Annotated in this window: 14 protein-coding genes; 2 read left to right on the top strand and 12 right to left on the bottom strand. The window is 65.5% G+C overall.

All coding sequences use genetic code 11. The features are described 5' to 3' along the window. Positions 1-25 precede the first annotated feature (25 nt). A complete protein-coding gene (locus AC5WJ1_RS03845) occupies positions 26-529 on the bottom strand; it encodes an Lrp/AsnC ligand binding domain-containing protein (RefSeq protein ID WP_133094028.1) in 504 nt (167 codons plus the stop codon). A gap of 108 nt (positions 530-637) precedes the next feature. Between AC5WJ1_RS03845 and AC5WJ1_RS03840 the strand changes: the two genes are divergently transcribed. Then, positions 638-1,942 (top strand): D-amino acid dehydrogenase, encoded by a 1,305-nt coding sequence (locus tag AC5WJ1_RS03840; protein ID WP_133094027.1) that lies wholly within the window; start codon positions 638-640, stop codon positions 1,940-1,942. Positions 1,943-2,126: 184 nt separating this feature from the next. Here the strand turns inward: AC5WJ1_RS03840 and AC5WJ1_RS03835 are convergent, their stop codons facing one another. From AC5WJ1_RS03835 to AC5WJ1_RS03805, 7 genes are all read right to left on the bottom strand, one after another. Further along, on the bottom strand, positions 2,127-3,062 hold the full coding sequence (locus tag AC5WJ1_RS03835) for an electron transfer flavoprotein subunit alpha/FixB family protein (protein WP_029045693.1): 936 nt from the start codon (positions 3,060-3,062) through the stop codon (positions 2,127-2,129). 18 nt (positions 3,063-3,080) lie between these two features. Further along, positions 3,081-3,830: an electron transfer flavoprotein subunit beta/FixA family protein gene (locus tag AC5WJ1_RS03830; RefSeq protein WP_029045694.1), complete on the bottom strand. Its 750-nt coding sequence runs from the start codon at positions 3,828-3,830 to the stop codon at positions 3,081-3,083. 238 nt (positions 3,831-4,068) lie between these two features. Next, positions 4,069-4,866: a MetQ/NlpA family ABC transporter substrate-binding protein gene (locus tag AC5WJ1_RS03825; protein ID WP_135704794.1), complete on the bottom strand. Its 798-nt coding sequence runs from the start codon at positions 4,864-4,866 to the stop codon at positions 4,069-4,071. A 33-nt stretch (positions 4,867-4,899) separates the two neighbouring features. Beyond that, complete coding sequence (locus AC5WJ1_RS03820; RefSeq protein WP_116317402.1) at positions 4,900-5,553, bottom strand: methionine ABC transporter permease; 654 nt, start codon at positions 5,551-5,553, stop codon at positions 4,900-4,902. Beyond that, positions 5,543-6,577, bottom strand: coding sequence for a methionine ABC transporter ATP-binding protein (locus AC5WJ1_RS03815; RefSeq protein ID WP_133094023.1), 1,035 nt, complete (start codon positions 6,575-6,577; stop codon positions 5,543-5,545). The genes AC5WJ1_RS03820 and AC5WJ1_RS03815 overlap by 11 nt, the downstream gene beginning before the upstream one ends. Before the next feature lie 164 nt (positions 6,578-6,741). Then, entirely contained in the window at positions 6,742-7,545 is an 804-nt protein-coding gene (locus AC5WJ1_RS03810; RefSeq protein ID WP_195428272.1) for an enoyl-CoA hydratase, read from the bottom strand. Between the two features lie 12 nt (positions 7,546-7,557). Then, positions 7,558-8,481, bottom strand: a complete 924-nt coding sequence (locus AC5WJ1_RS03805; protein WP_195428274.1) for a histone deacetylase family protein — start codon at positions 8,479-8,481, stop codon at positions 7,558-7,560. A 178-nt stretch (positions 8,482-8,659) separates the two neighbouring features. On the opposite strand from AC5WJ1_RS03805, the gene mltB reads away from it, so the two are divergent. Next, positions 8,660-9,766, top strand: coding sequence for a lytic murein transglycosylase B (gene mltB, locus AC5WJ1_RS03800; RefSeq protein WP_195428276.1), 1,107 nt, complete (start codon positions 8,660-8,662; stop codon positions 9,764-9,766). Between the two features lie 118 nt (positions 9,767-9,884). Here the strand turns inward: mltB and cysM are convergent, their stop codons facing one another. From cysM to rfaD, 4 genes are all read right to left on the bottom strand, one after another. Further along, a complete protein-coding gene (gene cysM / locus AC5WJ1_RS03795; RefSeq protein ID WP_133094019.1) occupies positions 9,885-10,787 on the bottom strand; it encodes a cysteine synthase CysM in 903 nt (300 codons plus the stop codon). A 122-nt stretch (positions 10,788-10,909) separates the two neighbouring features. After that, positions 10,910-12,211 carry a solute carrier family 23 protein gene (locus AC5WJ1_RS03790; protein WP_195428278.1) on the bottom strand — a complete coding sequence of 434 codons (1,302 nt, stop codon included), beginning with the start codon at positions 12,209-12,211 and terminating at the stop codon, positions 10,910-10,912. Between the two features lie 252 nt (positions 12,212-12,463). Next, positions 12,464-12,844, bottom strand: a complete 381-nt coding sequence (locus tag AC5WJ1_RS03785; RefSeq protein ID WP_135704788.1) for a ComEA family DNA-binding protein — start codon at positions 12,842-12,844, stop codon at positions 12,464-12,466. A 171-nt stretch (positions 12,845-13,015) separates the two neighbouring features. Continuing rightward, positions 13,016-14,011 (bottom strand): ADP-glyceromanno-heptose 6-epimerase, encoded by a 996-nt coding sequence (rfaD, locus tag AC5WJ1_RS03780; RefSeq protein WP_195428279.1) that lies wholly within the window; start codon positions 14,009-14,011, stop codon positions 13,016-13,018. Between the last annotated feature and the right edge of the window lie 14 nt (positions 14,012-14,025).

The following is a 14,025-nucleotide window of genomic DNA, read 5'->3' as shown; positions in this document are numbered from 1 at the left end:
GGCTTCGTTGGCCTGGCGTGGGTGGTCAGGTCGGCTGGCTCTTGTCCTCGACCGAGATTGCAAGCGTTTCCTTGATTTCTTCCATGACGACATAGCTTTTCGACTGCGCGGCACCGGGCAGTTGCAACAGGATGTCGCCCAGCAGCCGCCGGTATTCGCCGATCTCGCGGATGCGCGCTTTGATCAGGTAGTCGAAATCGCCCGACACGAGGTGACACTCCAGCACTTCCGGGATGCGCAGCACCTCGCGCCGGAACTGCTCGAACATATTGCCCGATTTGTTGCCGAGCGAGATCTCCACGAACACTAGCAGTGCACTGCCCAGCAGGGTCGGATTCAGCCGCGCGTAGTAGCCCATGATGACACCATCGCGCTCCAGGCGCTTGACCCGCTCGATGCACGGCGTGATGGTCAGGCCGACCGCCTCCGCCAGGTCTTTCATCGAGATCCTGCCGTCTGCCTGCAGCAGCGTCAGGATCCTGCGGTCGAGCCGGTCGAGCGTGCGTACGGGCTGGCGGCTGGTTCTCATTAGTTTTTCCTGTTTTACTGAGAAATTCGGTAACTATGACTGGATTGTATTCAATAGTATAGAGACAAATCCTTCTTCAACCTGAGATCGTAGTTGGGAGCCCCCGAAATGCGTGTTCTCGTACTTGGCAGTGGCGTCATCGGCGTCACCAGTGCGTGGTATCTGGCCAAGGCCGGTCATGAAGTGACCGTCGTCGATCGCGAAGCCGGACCCGCGCTGGGCACAAGCTTTGCCAACGCGGGGCAGATCTCCCCGGGCTACGCGTCGCCGTGGGCGGCGCCCGGCGTGCCGCTGAAGGCGATCAAGTGGATGTTCCAGGACCACGCTCCGCTGTCCATCCGTCCGGACGGCACGCTGTTCCAGCTGCAATGGATGTGGCAGATGCTGCTGAACTGCAGTGCCGAGCGCTATGCCGTGAACAAGGAGCGCATGGTGCGGCTGGCCGAATACAGCCGCGACTGCATCCGCGCATTGCGCGCGGAAACCGGCATCGCTTATGAAGGCCGCCAGCAAGGCACGCTGCAGGTGTTCCGCACCGACGAGCAGCTGCAAGGCGCGGCCAAGGACATCGCCGTGCTGGAAGAAGCCGGCGTGCCCTACCAGTTGCTTTCGCGCGAAGAACTCGCCGCGAGCGAACCGGCGCTGGCCGCTGTCAGCCACAAGCTGAGCGGCGGCCTGCGCCTTCCCAACGATGAAACCGGCGACTGCCAGTTGTTCACGACGCGGCTTTCGCAGATGGCCGAGCTGCTGGGCGTCAGGTTCCTGTACAACCGTTCGATCGACAGCCTGCTGACGCGGGGCGATGCCGTCACCGGCGCCATCGTCAACGGCGAGCCGATCTCCGCCGACCTGGTGGTCGTGGCGCTGGGCAGCTGGTCGACGCAGCTGGTGAAGCCGTTCCTGTCGGGCATGTCCAACCTGCCGGTGTACCCGCTCAAGGGCTTCTCGATCACGGTGCCGCTCAGCGACGCCTCGCGCAGCCCGGTGTCGACGGTGCTGGATGAAACCTACAAGGTCGCCATCACCCGCTTCGACGACCGCATCCGCGTCGGCGGCATGGCGCAGATCGTCGGCTATGACCGCAGCCTCGACCCGGCCAAGCGCCGCACGCTCGAACACGTGGTCACCGACCTGTTCCCCGGTGCCGGCGATGTCAGCCAGGCCACCTTCTGGACCGGCCTGCGCCCGATGACGCCGGACGGCACGCCGATCGTCGGCCCGACGCAGGTACGCGGCCTGTGGCTGAACACCGGACACGGCACGCTCGGCTGGACCATGGCCTGCGGCTCCGGCAAGCTGCTGTCGGACCTGGTCTCCGGGACTTCGCCGGCGATCCGTGCCGATGACCTGTCGGTGGGACGCTATCTCAAGCCCACGCGCCATCACCTGGCACCGCGGCCGGCGCATGCCTGACAACGGCGACACACAGGCAATACAAGGGCGGCCCTACAGGCCGCCCTTTTTGTTTGCTGATATCGCCTACCCCCGTAGCTATCAATAGACGCAAAAAAGCCGTTCGCGGGAGATCCCGGGAACGGCTCCTTTTGCGAACATGGCCGGCCGTATCATCCACCTCACGGCCGGCAAGCTGACGGCATCAGCCCAGCGCGGCCACCAGTTCCGGCACCACGGTATTCAGATCGCCCACCAAGCCGTAGTCGGCCACGGAGAAGATCGGGGCCTCGGCATCCTTGTTGATCGCGACGATCACCTTGGAGTCCTTCATGCCGGCCAGGTGCTGGATCGCGCCGGAGATACCGACGGCGATGTACAGCTGCGGCGCGACGATCTTGCCGGTCTGGCCGACCTGGTAGTCGTTCGGCACGAAGCCGGCGTCAACGGCGGCGCGCGAGGCACCCAGCGCGGCGCCCAGCTTGTCGGCCAGCGGCGTCAGCACCTTGGTGTAGTTCTCGCCCGAACCCACGCCACGGCCACCCGAGACGATGATCTTGGCGGCGGTCAGTTCCGGACGGTCGCTCTTGGCCACTTCGCGCGAAACGAACTGCGAAACGCCCGCGTCGGCCACAGCCGGCAGGGTCTCGACGGCGGCCGAGCCACCTTCGGCAGCGGCGGCGTCAAACGCGGTGCCGCGCACGGTGATCACCTTGATCTTGTCTTCCGACTTGACCGTGGCGATGGCGTTGCCGGCGTAGATCGGACGCTCGAAGGTGTCCGGGGCGTCGACCTTGGAGATTTCCGAGATCTGGGCCACGTCCAGCTTGGCGGCCACGCGCGGCAGGATGTTCTTGCCGTACGGGGTGGCCGGAGCCAGGATGTGCGAGTAGTCGTTGGCGATGGCCAGCGCCTGCTCGGCCACGTTTTCGGCCAGGCCGTCGCCGAAGTAGGCGGCGTCGGCCAGCAGGACCTTGGTCACGCCGGCGATCTTGGCGGCGGCGTCGGCCGCGGCCTTGGCGTTGGAACCGGCCACCAGCACGTGCACGTCGCCGCCGCATTGGGCTGCGGCGGTCACGGTGTTCAGCGTGGCGCCCTTGATCGATTGATTGTCGTGTTCAGCAATGACGAGTGCAGTCATGTTCTATCTCCCCGGCGATCAGATAACCTTGGCTTCGTTCTTCAGCTTCTGCACCAGCGTCGCGACGTCCGGCACCATCACACCAGCGCTGCGCTTGGCAGGCTCGACCACCTTCAGGGTCGACAGGCGCGGCTTCACGTCGACGCCGAGGTCTTCCGGCTTGACGGTATCCAGCGGCTTCTTCTTCGCCTTCATGATGTTCGGCAGCGTGACGTAGCGCGGCTCGTTCAGGCGCAGGTCGGTCGTCACCACGGCCGGCAGCTTCAGCGATAGCGTTTCCAGGCCGCCGTCGACTTCACGGGTCACCGACGCCTTGCCGTCGGCAACCACCACCTTCGAGGCGAACGTGGCTTGCGGCAGGCCGGCCAGCGCGGCCACCATCTGGCCGGTCTGGTTGGAGTCATCGTCGATCGCCTGCTTGCCCAGGATCACCAGCTGCGGCTGTTCCTTGTCGATCAGCGCCTTCAGCAGCTTGGCCACGGCCAGCGGTTGCAGGTCTTCGTTCGACTCCACCAGGATGCCGCGGTCGGCACCGATGGCCATCGCGGTGCGCAGGGTTTCCTGGCACTGCGTGACACCGCACGACACGGCGACGACTTCGGTGACGACGCCGGCTTCCTTCAGGCGCACGGCCTCTTCCACGGCGATTTCGTCGAACGGGTTCATGCTCATCTTGACGTTGGCCAGATCGACGCCCGTGCCGTCCGCCTTGACGCGGACCTTGACGTTGTAATCCACCACCCGCTTGACTGCGACGAGTACTTTCATGCGCTCACTCCACTGATAGCTGATAGTCAGAAATTTTGTTCGCTCGTCATTATAACCACCGGGTTGGCGGCTCTCCTGTTTTTCGAACGATCGTACTATTTTATCGGCAAAATGATGCCGGGCATAGCCCGGCATCCACCAGCCGTCAGGAGATTGTGCCGGAAACTGAGGCTTACACGCATCGTCTGATTGGACGGAAGCCTCAAAGTGACCGGTACATAACCGCGATTGCCAAGGATTACCAGGCGGTGATCACGGATTCCTTGAAGGTCGAATTCACGTATTGCTTGATTTCAGGCGAGTGGTACGCCTTCACCAGCTTGGCCACCCAGGGCTTGCCCTTGTCGGCCTCGCGGATCGCGATCAGGTTGGCGTACGGACCCTTCGGGCCTTCCATGGCGATCGCATCCTTGGTCGGCGACAGGCCGGCCGATTCCGCGTAGTTGCCGTTGATCGCGGCGGCATCCAGGTCATCCAGCGAGCGCGGCAGCTGCGCGGCGTCCAGCTCGACGATGCGGATCTTCTTCGGGTTCTCGGCGATGTCCAACGGGGTCGCCTTCAGGCCGGCGTTAGGCTTGAGCTTGATTACGCCCTTGCTCTGCAGCAGCAGCAGGCCGCGGCCGCCGTTGGTCGGATCATTGGGCACGCCCACGCGCGCGCCCTGCTTGAGCTGGTCGAGCGACTTGATCTTCTTGGAGTACACGCCCATCGGGAAGGTCACGGTGTAGGCGATGTGCGTGAACTTGTAGCCGCGGTCCTTGATCTGGGCTTCCAGGTAAGGCAGGTGCTGGTAGCTGTTGGCATCCAGGTCGCCGGCGGCCAGCGCGGCGTTGGGCTGGATGTAGTCGCTGAACTCGACTACCTGGATGTTCAGGCCGTCCTTGGCGGCGACCTTCTTCACCTGTTCCATGATCTGCGCGTGCGGGCCGCCGGTGACGCCGATCTTGATCGGTTTCTCCTGGGCGATCGCGCCGGTGGCCAGCGAGGCGCCGAGCGCGGCGCCGAGAATCCATTGCAGCAGGTTGCGACGTTGCATGATGTACGTTCCTATTTCTAGAAGTAGTTTGGTTCAGCGGTGGCTGATGCGCCGGACCAGCCAGTCGCCGAAGCTCTGCACGGCCTGCACGAAGATGATCAGGATCACCACCACCGCCACCATCACCTCGGTGATGTAGCGCTGGTAGCCATAGCGGATGCCCAGGTCGCCCAGGCCGCCGCCGCCGATCGCACCGGCCATGGCCGAGTAGCCGACCAGGCTGACGAAGGTGATGGTCAGGCCGGCGACGATGCCAGGCATGGCCTCCGGCAGCAGCACCTTCCACACGATCTGGCCGGTCGTCGCACCCATCGACTGGGCGGCCTCGACCAGGCCCTTGTCGACCTCGCGCAGCGCGCTTTCGACCAGGCGGGCAATAAAGGGAATCGCCGCGATGGTCAGCGGGACGATCGCTGCAGTGGTACCGATCGACGAACCCACGATAAAGCGCGTGAACGGGATCACCACCACCAGCAGGATGATGAACGGGATCGAACGCACCGCGTTGACCACCACGCCGATGGTGCGGTTGAACAGCGGGTGCGACAGCACGCCACCGCGATTGGTCAGGTGCAGCAGCACGCCCAGCGGCACGCCCAGCAGCGAGCCGACCACGCCGGAGATCGCCACCATCAGCAGGGTCTCGTTGAACGAGGTCAGGAACAGGTCAAACATTTCAGACCACATGCTCGAACTCCTCCACCACGACGCCTTGCGCCTGCAGGTATTCCATTGCTGCCTTCACGTCGGCCAGCTCGCCAGTGGCCATGATCGCCAGCGAGCCGAAGGCCTGGCCCTGGATCTCGTCGATGTGGCCGTGCAGGATGTTGAAATCCAGCCCGTAGCGGCGGATCGCCTGCGCCAGTACCGGCTGGTCGACGCCCTCGCCGGTGAAGGCGAGGCGGTAGACGTGGTCGCGGCCATTGCCGAGCCGGCTTTCGACGCGCTTGAGCACGCTCGCCGGCAGCTCCTGCGAAATGACATCGCCGATCATGGCGCGCGTGACGTCGTGCTGCGGACGCAGGAACACGTCGATCACGCGGCCCTGCTCGACCACCTGGCCGGCCTCGAGCACGGCGACGCGGTCGCACACCTGCTTGATGACCTCCATCTGGTGCGTGATCATCACGATGGTCAGGCCCAGTTCGCGATTGATCTGCCTGAGCAGTTCCAGGATGGAACGCGTGGTTTCCGGATCCAGCGCCGAAGTGGCTTCGTCCGACAGCAGCACCTTGGGCTTGCTCGCCAGCGCGCGCGCGATACCCACGCGCTGCTTCTGCCCGCCGCTGATCTGCGCCGGGTGGCGGTCCTTCAGCGCCGACAGGCCGACCAGCTCCAGCAGCGGCAGCACGGTTGCGGCGATTTCCGCCTTGGGCTTGCCCGCCAGTTCCAGCGGCAGCGCCACATTGTCATAGACGGTGCGCGACGACAGCAGGTTGAAATGCTGGAAGATCATGCCGATCTCGCGCCGGGCCAGGCGCAGCGCGCCGTTGTCCAGCGCGGTCAGGTCCTGGCCGTCGACGACGACGCGGCCGCTGCTGGGCCGGTTCAGCAGGTTGATGGCGCGAACCAGCGTGCTCTTGCCGGCGCCGCTGCGGCCGATGATGCCGAAGACTTCGCCCGCTGCAATCGACAGGCTGACGTCCCGCAATGCATGCACGTCGCCAGACGCGCCCGGGAAGCGCTGCGACAGTCCTTGCAGTTCGATCATGTAAAGGTGACCAAAAGAAAACGGCAACAGGCGAGTTTGTCTCGAGCGCTGTTGCCGCACTTATTTTTGTGAAGCCGGTATTTTATGCGATTCGCTTCATACCATAAACGAATTTTTATCGATGTCTTTATGCACACCCAGCATAAAGAACCACAATAAGTCGACTATTCGCCACGCCACGACGGCGTGCGCTTGTCGAGAAAGGCCTGCACGCCTTCCAGCGCCGAGTCATCCATCATGTTGCAGGCCATGGTCTGGCCGGCGAGCTGGTAGGCGGCCTCGATACCCATTTCAAGCTGGCGGTAGAACAGCCCCTTGCCGGCGGCGACGGCCGCTGCCGGCTTGGCGCAGATACTGGCGGCCAGCCGCGCCACCTCGTCGTCCAGTGCGGCGGCCGGCACCACGCGGTTGACCAGCCCGCGCTCGCGCGCGGTGGCGGCATCGATCATATCGCCGGTCAGCAGCATTTCCATGGCCTGCTTGCGGTGCAGGTTGCGAGACAGCGCCACGCCCGGCGTCGAGCAGAACAGGCCGAGGTTGACGCCGGACACCGCAAAACGCGCGTCGTCGGCGGCGACCGCGAGGTCGCACATCGCCACCAGCTGGCAGCCGGCCGCGGTGGCGATACCTTGTACCCGCGCAATCACTGGCTGCGGCATCTTCTGGATCGCCATCATCACGCGCGTGCAGCGGTCGAACAGGCGCCGGTAGTAGTCGTGCGACGGCGTCGCGCGCATCTCGCGCAGGTCATGGCCGGCGCAGAAGGCCTTGCCCGCACCGGCCAGCACCACCACGCGCACGGCGTCGTCGGCGGCTAGCCGGCGGAAGGTCTCGGCCAGCGCGTCCAGCAGGCCTTCGGACAAGGCGTTGAAGGCCTGGGGCCGGTTCATGGTCACCCGCACCACGCCGGCGGCATCGCGCGTTTCGGTCAGCAGCGGCGCGTCCACGCGCGCATCGTTCTCGGCCATGGCGGATGCCTCCTATCGTTCCAGCAGGACTTTCAGGTGGGCCAGCACGCTGCGGCCGAGCGCGCTCAGGTTATAGCCGCCTTCCAGGCAGCTGACGATACGCCCCTGCGCGTGCGTGCGCGCCACGTCGACAAGCTGGCCGGTGATCCACGCATAGTCCTGCTCCACCAGGCCCATCTGCCCGAGGTCATCCTCGCGGTGCGCGTCGAAGCCGGCCGAGATAAACAGCATCTGCGGGCGGAACTCGTGCAGGCGCGGCAGCCAGATGGTCTCGACCACCTCGCGCACGGCCATGCCGTTGGTGTAGGCCGGCAGCGGGATGTTTGCCATATTAGCCTCCAGGTGCTCGGTGCCGCTGTACGGGTAGAACGGGTGCTGGAAGAAACTGCACATGAGCACATGCTCGTCGCCGCGGAAAGCCGCCTCGGTGCCGTTGCCGTGGTGGACATCGAAATCGATGATGGCGACGCGCTCCAGCCCATGCGCCTGCAGCGCGTGGCGTGCGGCAATGGCCACGTTGTTGAAGAAGCAAAAGCCCATGGCGCGGTCCGGCTCGGCATGGTGGCCAGGCGGGCGCACGCAGCAGAAAGCGTTCTCGAACTCGCCCGAGATCACCGCATCGGTCGCTGCCACCGCGGCGCCGGCGGCCAGCTTGGCCGCGCTCAGGGTGTGGGCGTTCATCGATGTATCCGGGTCGATCGGGTAGTAGCCGCTGGCCGGGCTGGTGCTTTCCAGCGAATCGACATAGTCGGGCCGGTGCACGCGCTCGATCTGCTCGCGCGTGGCCGGCGTGGGCTCGCGGCGCTCCAGCAGCCCGTCCAGGCCGTGCGAAATCAGGTGATCCTCGATCGCCTGCAGGCGTTCCGGACACTCGGGATGAAAATGACCCATCTCGTGCCGCTGGAACTCGGGGTGCGTGTAATAGCCTGTCGGCATCTCTTATCGTCGCTCGGTTGTCTCCATTCGCTACGTTAGCACAGGGCGGGCCTTGCCACCCAATGCGCGTCCTCGCTGGCGAGCCCGGGTTAGCCGGTTCGCGCGCCGGGTCGCGCAAGCTGGCGCCGGGTTGCTGCAGTGGCATCCGCTATACTCGGTGCGACTTGCAAAGGACACCATGACCGACCCCCAGCGCTCACTGCGACGCCCCCTGCTGGGCGCCGCGCTTTCCGCTGCCGCACTCGGACTCTGCGGCCTCTCCCCCAGCCTTCTCGCCGCCGGCAAGCGCCGCGTCAGCGTGCGTGAAGAAGAAATCGAACCCGGCCGCTACCGCGACAACCCGCAAACCCGCGCCTTTATCGATGAAATGGTGGCGCGCCACAGCTTCGACCGCGGCGCGCTGCAGGACTGGTTCGGCCAGGCGGTCTATTCCTCGACCGTGGTGCGGCTGATCATGCCGCCCGCCACCACCGGGCGCAAAAGCTGGCGCGCGTACCGCTCGCGCTTTATCGAGCCGATCCGCATCAATGCCGGCGTGCGTTTCTGGCAGGACAACCGCGACACGCTGCGCCGCGCCGAGGCCGAATTCGGCGTGCCGGCATCGGTGATCGTCGGCATCATCGGCGTGGAGACCATTTATGGGCGCGACATGGGCACGTTCCGCGTGCTCGATTCGCTGTCGACGCTGGCCTTCGACTATCCCGACACGCCGAACCGCGCCGCGCGCTCCACGCTGTTCCGCAACCAGCTGGCCGACTACCTGCTGTGGTGCCGCGATACGCGCACCGATGTGTACTCGGTGCTGGGCTCATACGCCGGCGCGATCGGCATCCCGCAGTTCATGCCGACCAGCCTGCGCGAATACGCCGTCGACTACGACAACAATGGCCGCATCGACCTGCGCAACAGCCCGACCGATGCGATCGGCAGCGTGGCGCGTTTCCTGCAGCTGCATGGCTGGGAACCGGGCCGGCCGGTGGTATGGCGCATTGCCGGCGACAGCGGTAGCCTTGGCGTCGCCACCGCGGCCGCGGATGGCGAACCGTGGCCGACGCGCACGCTCAACCAGCTGACCCGCGCCGGCCTGCGCGTGGACGAGCCCATCGACACGGCGCGCGAAGGCGAGACCGGCGTGCTGGTGGTGGACCTGCCCACGCCGGACCAGCCGACCGAGTACCTGCTGGGCCTGCGCAACTTCTATGTGCTGACGCGCTACAACCGCAGCTTCTTCTACGCACTGGCGGTGTACCAGCTGGGCGAAGCGGTCAAGGCGGCAATGGGCTGAGCCACGCCTGACACCCAGACGCAAAAAAACCTCGCTTGCGCGAGGCTTTCTTGTCTGCGGCCGCCGCCCGGATCAGGCCCGGATCAGGCCCGGATCAGGCCGGGAGCAGGCGGGAACATCAGGCCGGAAACACGCCGGTCGACAGGTAGCGGTCGCCGCGATCGCACACCACGAAGACGATGGTGGCGTTCTCCACTTCCTCGGCGATCCGCAACGCCACGCACAATGCGCCGGCCGCCGAGATGCCGCAGAAGATACCCTCCTCAGCCGCCATGCGGCGTGCCATGTGCTCGGCATCGGCCTGGCTCACCGGCTCGGTGCGGTCGATATGCGCGGGATCATAGATCTTGGGCAGGTAGGCTTCCGGCCACTTGCGGATGCCCGGGATGCGCGAGCCTTCGGCCGGCTGGGCGCCAATGACCTGGATCGCCGGGTTCTGCTCCTTCAAATAGCGCGACACGCCGGTGATGGTGCCGGTCGTGCCCATCGCCGAAACAAAATGGGTGACACGCCCGTCGGTATCGCGCCAGATCTCGGGGCCGGTGCCTTCGTAGTGGGCTTGCGGGTTGTCGGGGTTGGCGAACTGGTCGAGGATCACGCCCTTGCCTTCGCGCTCCATCGCGTCCGCCAGGTCGCGGGCGTATTCCATGCCGCCCTTCACCGGCGTCAGGACAATCTCCGCACCGTAGGCCGCCATGCTCTGCCGCCGCTCCAGGCTCAGGTCCTCGGGCATGATCAGCACCATCTTGTAGCCGCGGATGGCGGCCGCCATGGCCAGCGCAATGCCGGTATTGCCCGAAGTGGCCTCGATCAGCGTATCGCCCGGCTTGATGCGGCCCCGCGCCTCGGCGCGGGCAATCATCGATACCGCCGGGCGGTCCTTGACCGACCCGGCGGGGTTGTTGCCTTCCAGCTTGCCGAGAATCACATTGCCGCGCGCGTCGTTGGCGGCACCGGGAATGCGCTGCAGTCTGACCAGCGGCGTATTGCCGATGGTGTCTTCAATTGTCTTGTAAGCCATGGGGGAGGGGGTGGGCGATGGTAGGTCAGGTTCGCCGGCCATTGTAATCCAGTCACCTTTCCCTCGCCGACAGGCGGGATTTGCGCAAACGCGCCCCGCCTCGCTCCCCTTCCCTGCGCTACTCAGTCGGCCTCGTGGTTGCCTTCGCCCAGCAGGTGGTACAGCAGAATGCAGCCAAAGGTTGCGGTACCGATGCCACCCAGCGTCATGCCGCCCAGCTTCAGCGTCAGGTCGCCGGCGGCCACCGTCAAGGTGGCGCCGACCGTGATCAGGTTGCGCGAGCTGGAGAAGTCCACCCTGTTCTGCACCCAGATCCGGCCCGCGGTCGCGGCGATCAGGCCGAACACCACGATGGTCAGCCCGCCGATCACCGGCCCCGGGATGGTCAGGATCAGCGCACCGAACTTGGGCGAAAAGCCCAGCAGGATGGCCACCGCCGCCGCCACCACGAAGATCAGCGTGGAGTAGATCTTGGTGACCGCCATCACGCCCATGTTCTCGGCATAGGTGGTCACGCCAGTGCCGCCGCCGCTGGCCGACAGCATGGTCGCGATGCCGTCGCCGATAAACGCGCGGCCGATATACGGATCGAGGTTGCGGCCCGTCATCACGCCAATCGCCTTGATGTGGCCAAGGTTCTCAGCCACCAGCACGATCGCCACCGGCGCGATCAGCAGCATGGCGCTGACCTCGAACACCGGCGCGCTGAACGCAGGCAGGCCGAACCAGCTCGCCGCGGCAACGCCGGAGAAGTCGATCGGCTTGCCGAGGCCCATCACGCTGGTGCCCACGTAGTAGGCAAGGTACCCCGCCAGTCCGCCGATCAGTACCGGCAGGCGGCCAAGCATGCCCGGCGCGCGCACCGCAACCAGGCCCACGGCAAGCACCGTCAGCAGGCCCACCCAGGTATCGAGCGACGAGCCGCTGACCGCCTTGACCGCAACCGGGGCCAGGTTCAGCCCGATGGCCGCGACGATCGCGCCGGTGACCACCGGCGGCATCAGCTTTTCCACCCAGGCGTAGCCCACTGCCTGCACCACCAGGCCGATCACTGTGTAGAGCGCGCCCGCTGCAATGATGCCGCCCAGTGCCACCGGGATATTGGGGTTGGGGCCGCTGCCGGCATAGCCGGTGGCGGCGATCACCACGGCGATAAAGGCAAAGCTGGAGCCGAGATAGCTGGGCACCCGGCCACGCACGCACAGGAAAAAGATCAGCGTGCCGATACCGGAAAACAGGATGGCGATATTGGGATTGAAGCCCATCAGGATCGGCGCGATGGCGGTCGAGCCGAACATCGCCACCACGTGCTGGATGCCGGCCAGCAGCGTCTGGCCGGCCGGCAGCCGTTCGTCGGGCCCGATTACCCCTTCGGTCTTGAGCCGCCATTTCGGCAGGAAACCCGCGTCCTCGCCATTCGCCATATGTTGTGCTCCCTGTGTCCGGGCGGGCCGCTGCGTCAGCGGCCGCCGCGATTGTGGTTGGTGATCGCCGCCAACCGGCTGCATATTGCCGGCCGGCGCGCGCGCGCGGCAGATCCTGCCGGCGCGGCGTCCGCATGATACTCCGCAGCCGGATGGCTGCGAAGCCGCACAGGTGTAGCACGAGACGTACCAGCAACGACGAGCCCGGACGCATCCGGAGCCGGCACAGGGAGACAGGCTCCGGTTGAAGCTTCAGCGCGCTGCCTTGGCGGCACCGGCTGGCGGCGCGGCAGCCGCCTTGGCGGGCTTGGCAGCGGGAGCCGAGGGAGCCGGTGCAGCAGCGGCGGCGGCGCCGAATACCAGCCCCCCTTCCTGCAACCTGGCCACGGACTTCGGCCCTACGCCGCTGACACGCTCGGCAAGATCGGCGGCATCCTTGTACGGACCGCGCTTGTTGCGCTCGTTGACGATATTGCGTGCGGTGGCGGGGCCGACGCCCTTGACCGACGTCAGCGCGGCCTCGTCGGCCGTATTGACGTCGATGGCGGCATGCGCCGCGCCGCCCGCGCACAGGCACATCGCAGCCAGCAGGGAAAAACGACGGACGAGTTGCCAGACCCAATGCTTGAACATGAAAGCTCCTTTGCTGTGGATGGTGTGAAGTACCACCCCGCCATCGCGGCGAGGCCAGCTCAGGATAGGTTCAGCGCGCCACGACGGCGCATACGGCAACACAAGTTGACACCGGCCGCACGAAAACGTGTCGGCCGGTCATCGGGATCGAGGAAATGCTGGATGCGGTCGTCAGCCGTTGCGCCCGATCAGCCAGCGGCAGTAGCGCGCCACGCCTTCCTCGACCGTCAGAAAGGCCTCACCGTAGCCGGCGCCGCGCAGCTTCGACACATCGGACTGCGTAAAGCACTGGTACTTGCCGCGCAGCGCGTCGGGGAACTTGACGTACTCGACCAGGCCTTCCTGTACCAGCTCTTCCAGCGACAGGCTCGGCTTGCCTTCCGCCTCGCGCAGCGTATTGACCACGGTGACGGCGATGTCGTTGAACGGCTGCGCCCGGCCGGTGCCCAGGTTGAAGATGCCGGACTTCTCGGGATGGTCAAGGAAGTACAGGTTGACCTTGACCACGTCCTCGACCGAGATGAAGTCGCGGCTCTGCATGCCGGGACCATACCCGCCGTAGTCGCCGAACAGCTTCACGGTACCGTCGGCGCGGAACTGGTTGAAATTGTGGAAAGCCACCGACGCCATGCGGCCCTTGTGGTTCTCGCGCGGGCCATACACGTTGAAATAGCGGAAGCCGACGATCTGCGACAGTGCAGACGGCAGCCTGCGCCGCACAATCTGGTCGAACAGGAACTTGGAGTAGCCGTACACGTTCAGCGGACGCTCGAACTCGCGGTCCTCGCGGAACACCTGCGAGGCGCCGTAGGTCGCGGCCGACGAAGCATAGAGGAACTGCGCGCCCTGCTCCAGGCAACTCTCCATCAGCGACAGCGTGTAGCGGTAGTTGTTCTCCATCATGTAGCGCCCGTCGCTCTCCATGGTGTCGGAGCAGGCGCCTTCGTGGAACACCGCGCGGACCTTGCCGAACTGTCCCTTTGCAAAGCGCTCGAGGAAGTCCTCCTTGTCCAGGTAGTCGGAGATCTCGCAGTCGACGAGGTTGTGGAACTTGTCGGCGCGGGTCAGGTTGTCGACGGCGATGACATTGGTCTCGCCCCGTTCGTTCAGGCCCTTGACGAGGTTGCTGCCGATAAAGCCGGCGGCGCCGGTCACGATGATGGTCATGGTTGCTTCAGTAA

It is taken from the genome of Cupriavidus sp. MEYA8 (assembly GCF_059278825.1).
Note: the sequence above shows the minus strand (reverse complement) of the source record. Positions and strands in the feature narration are given on the sequence as shown.

Bases quoted from the DNA above. Each gene is read 5' to 3' on its own strand.
- rfaD (WP_195428279.1), bottom strand. From the start codon at position 14,011: ATGACCATCATCGTGACCGGCGCCGCCGGCTTTATCGGCAGCAACCTC.
- AC5WJ1_RS03805 (WP_195428274.1), bottom strand. From the start codon at position 8,481: ATGCCGACAGGCTATTACACGCACCCCGAGTTCCAGCGGCACGAGATG.
- AC5WJ1_RS03815 (WP_133094023.1), bottom strand. From the start codon at position 6,577: ATGATCGAACTGCAAGGACTGTCGCAGCGCTTCCCGGGCGCGTCTGGC.
- AC5WJ1_RS03790 (WP_195428278.1), bottom strand. From the start codon at position 12,211: ATGGCGAATGGCGAGGACGCGGGTTTCCTGCCGAAATGGCGGCTCAAG.
- cysM (WP_133094019.1), bottom strand. From the start codon at position 10,787: ATGGCTTACAAGACAATTGAAGACACCATCGGCAATACGCCGCTGGTC.
- AC5WJ1_RS03785 (WP_135704788.1), bottom strand. From the start codon at position 12,844: ATGTTCAAGCATTGGGTCTGGCAACTCGTCCGTCGTTTTTCCCTGCTG.
- AC5WJ1_RS03820 (WP_116317402.1), bottom strand. From the start codon at position 5,553: ATGTGGTCTGAAATGTTTGACCTGTTCCTGACCTCGTTCAACGAGACC.
- AC5WJ1_RS03825 (WP_135704794.1), bottom strand. From the start codon at position 4,866: ATGCAACGTCGCAACCTGCTGCAATGGATTCTCGGCGCCGCGCTCGGC.
- AC5WJ1_RS03845 (WP_133094028.1), bottom strand. From the start codon at position 529: ATGAGAACCAGCCGCCAGCCCGTACGCACGCTCGACCGGCTCGACCGC.
- mltB (WP_195428276.1), top strand. From the start codon at position 8,660: ATGACCGACCCCCAGCGCTCACTGCGACGCCCCCTGCTGGGCGCCGCG.
- AC5WJ1_RS03840 (WP_133094027.1), top strand. From the start codon at position 638: ATGCGTGTTCTCGTACTTGGCAGTGGCGTCATCGGCGTCACCAGTGCG.
- AC5WJ1_RS03835 (WP_029045693.1), bottom strand. From the start codon at position 3,062: ATGACTGCACTCGTCATTGCTGAACACGACAATCAATCGATCAAGGGC.
- AC5WJ1_RS03830 (WP_029045694.1), bottom strand. From the start codon at position 3,830: ATGAAAGTACTCGTCGCAGTCAAGCGGGTGGTGGATTACAACGTCAAG.
- AC5WJ1_RS03810 (WP_195428272.1), bottom strand. From the start codon at position 7,545: ATGGCCGAGAACGATGCGCGCGTGGACGCGCCGCTGCTGACCGAAACG.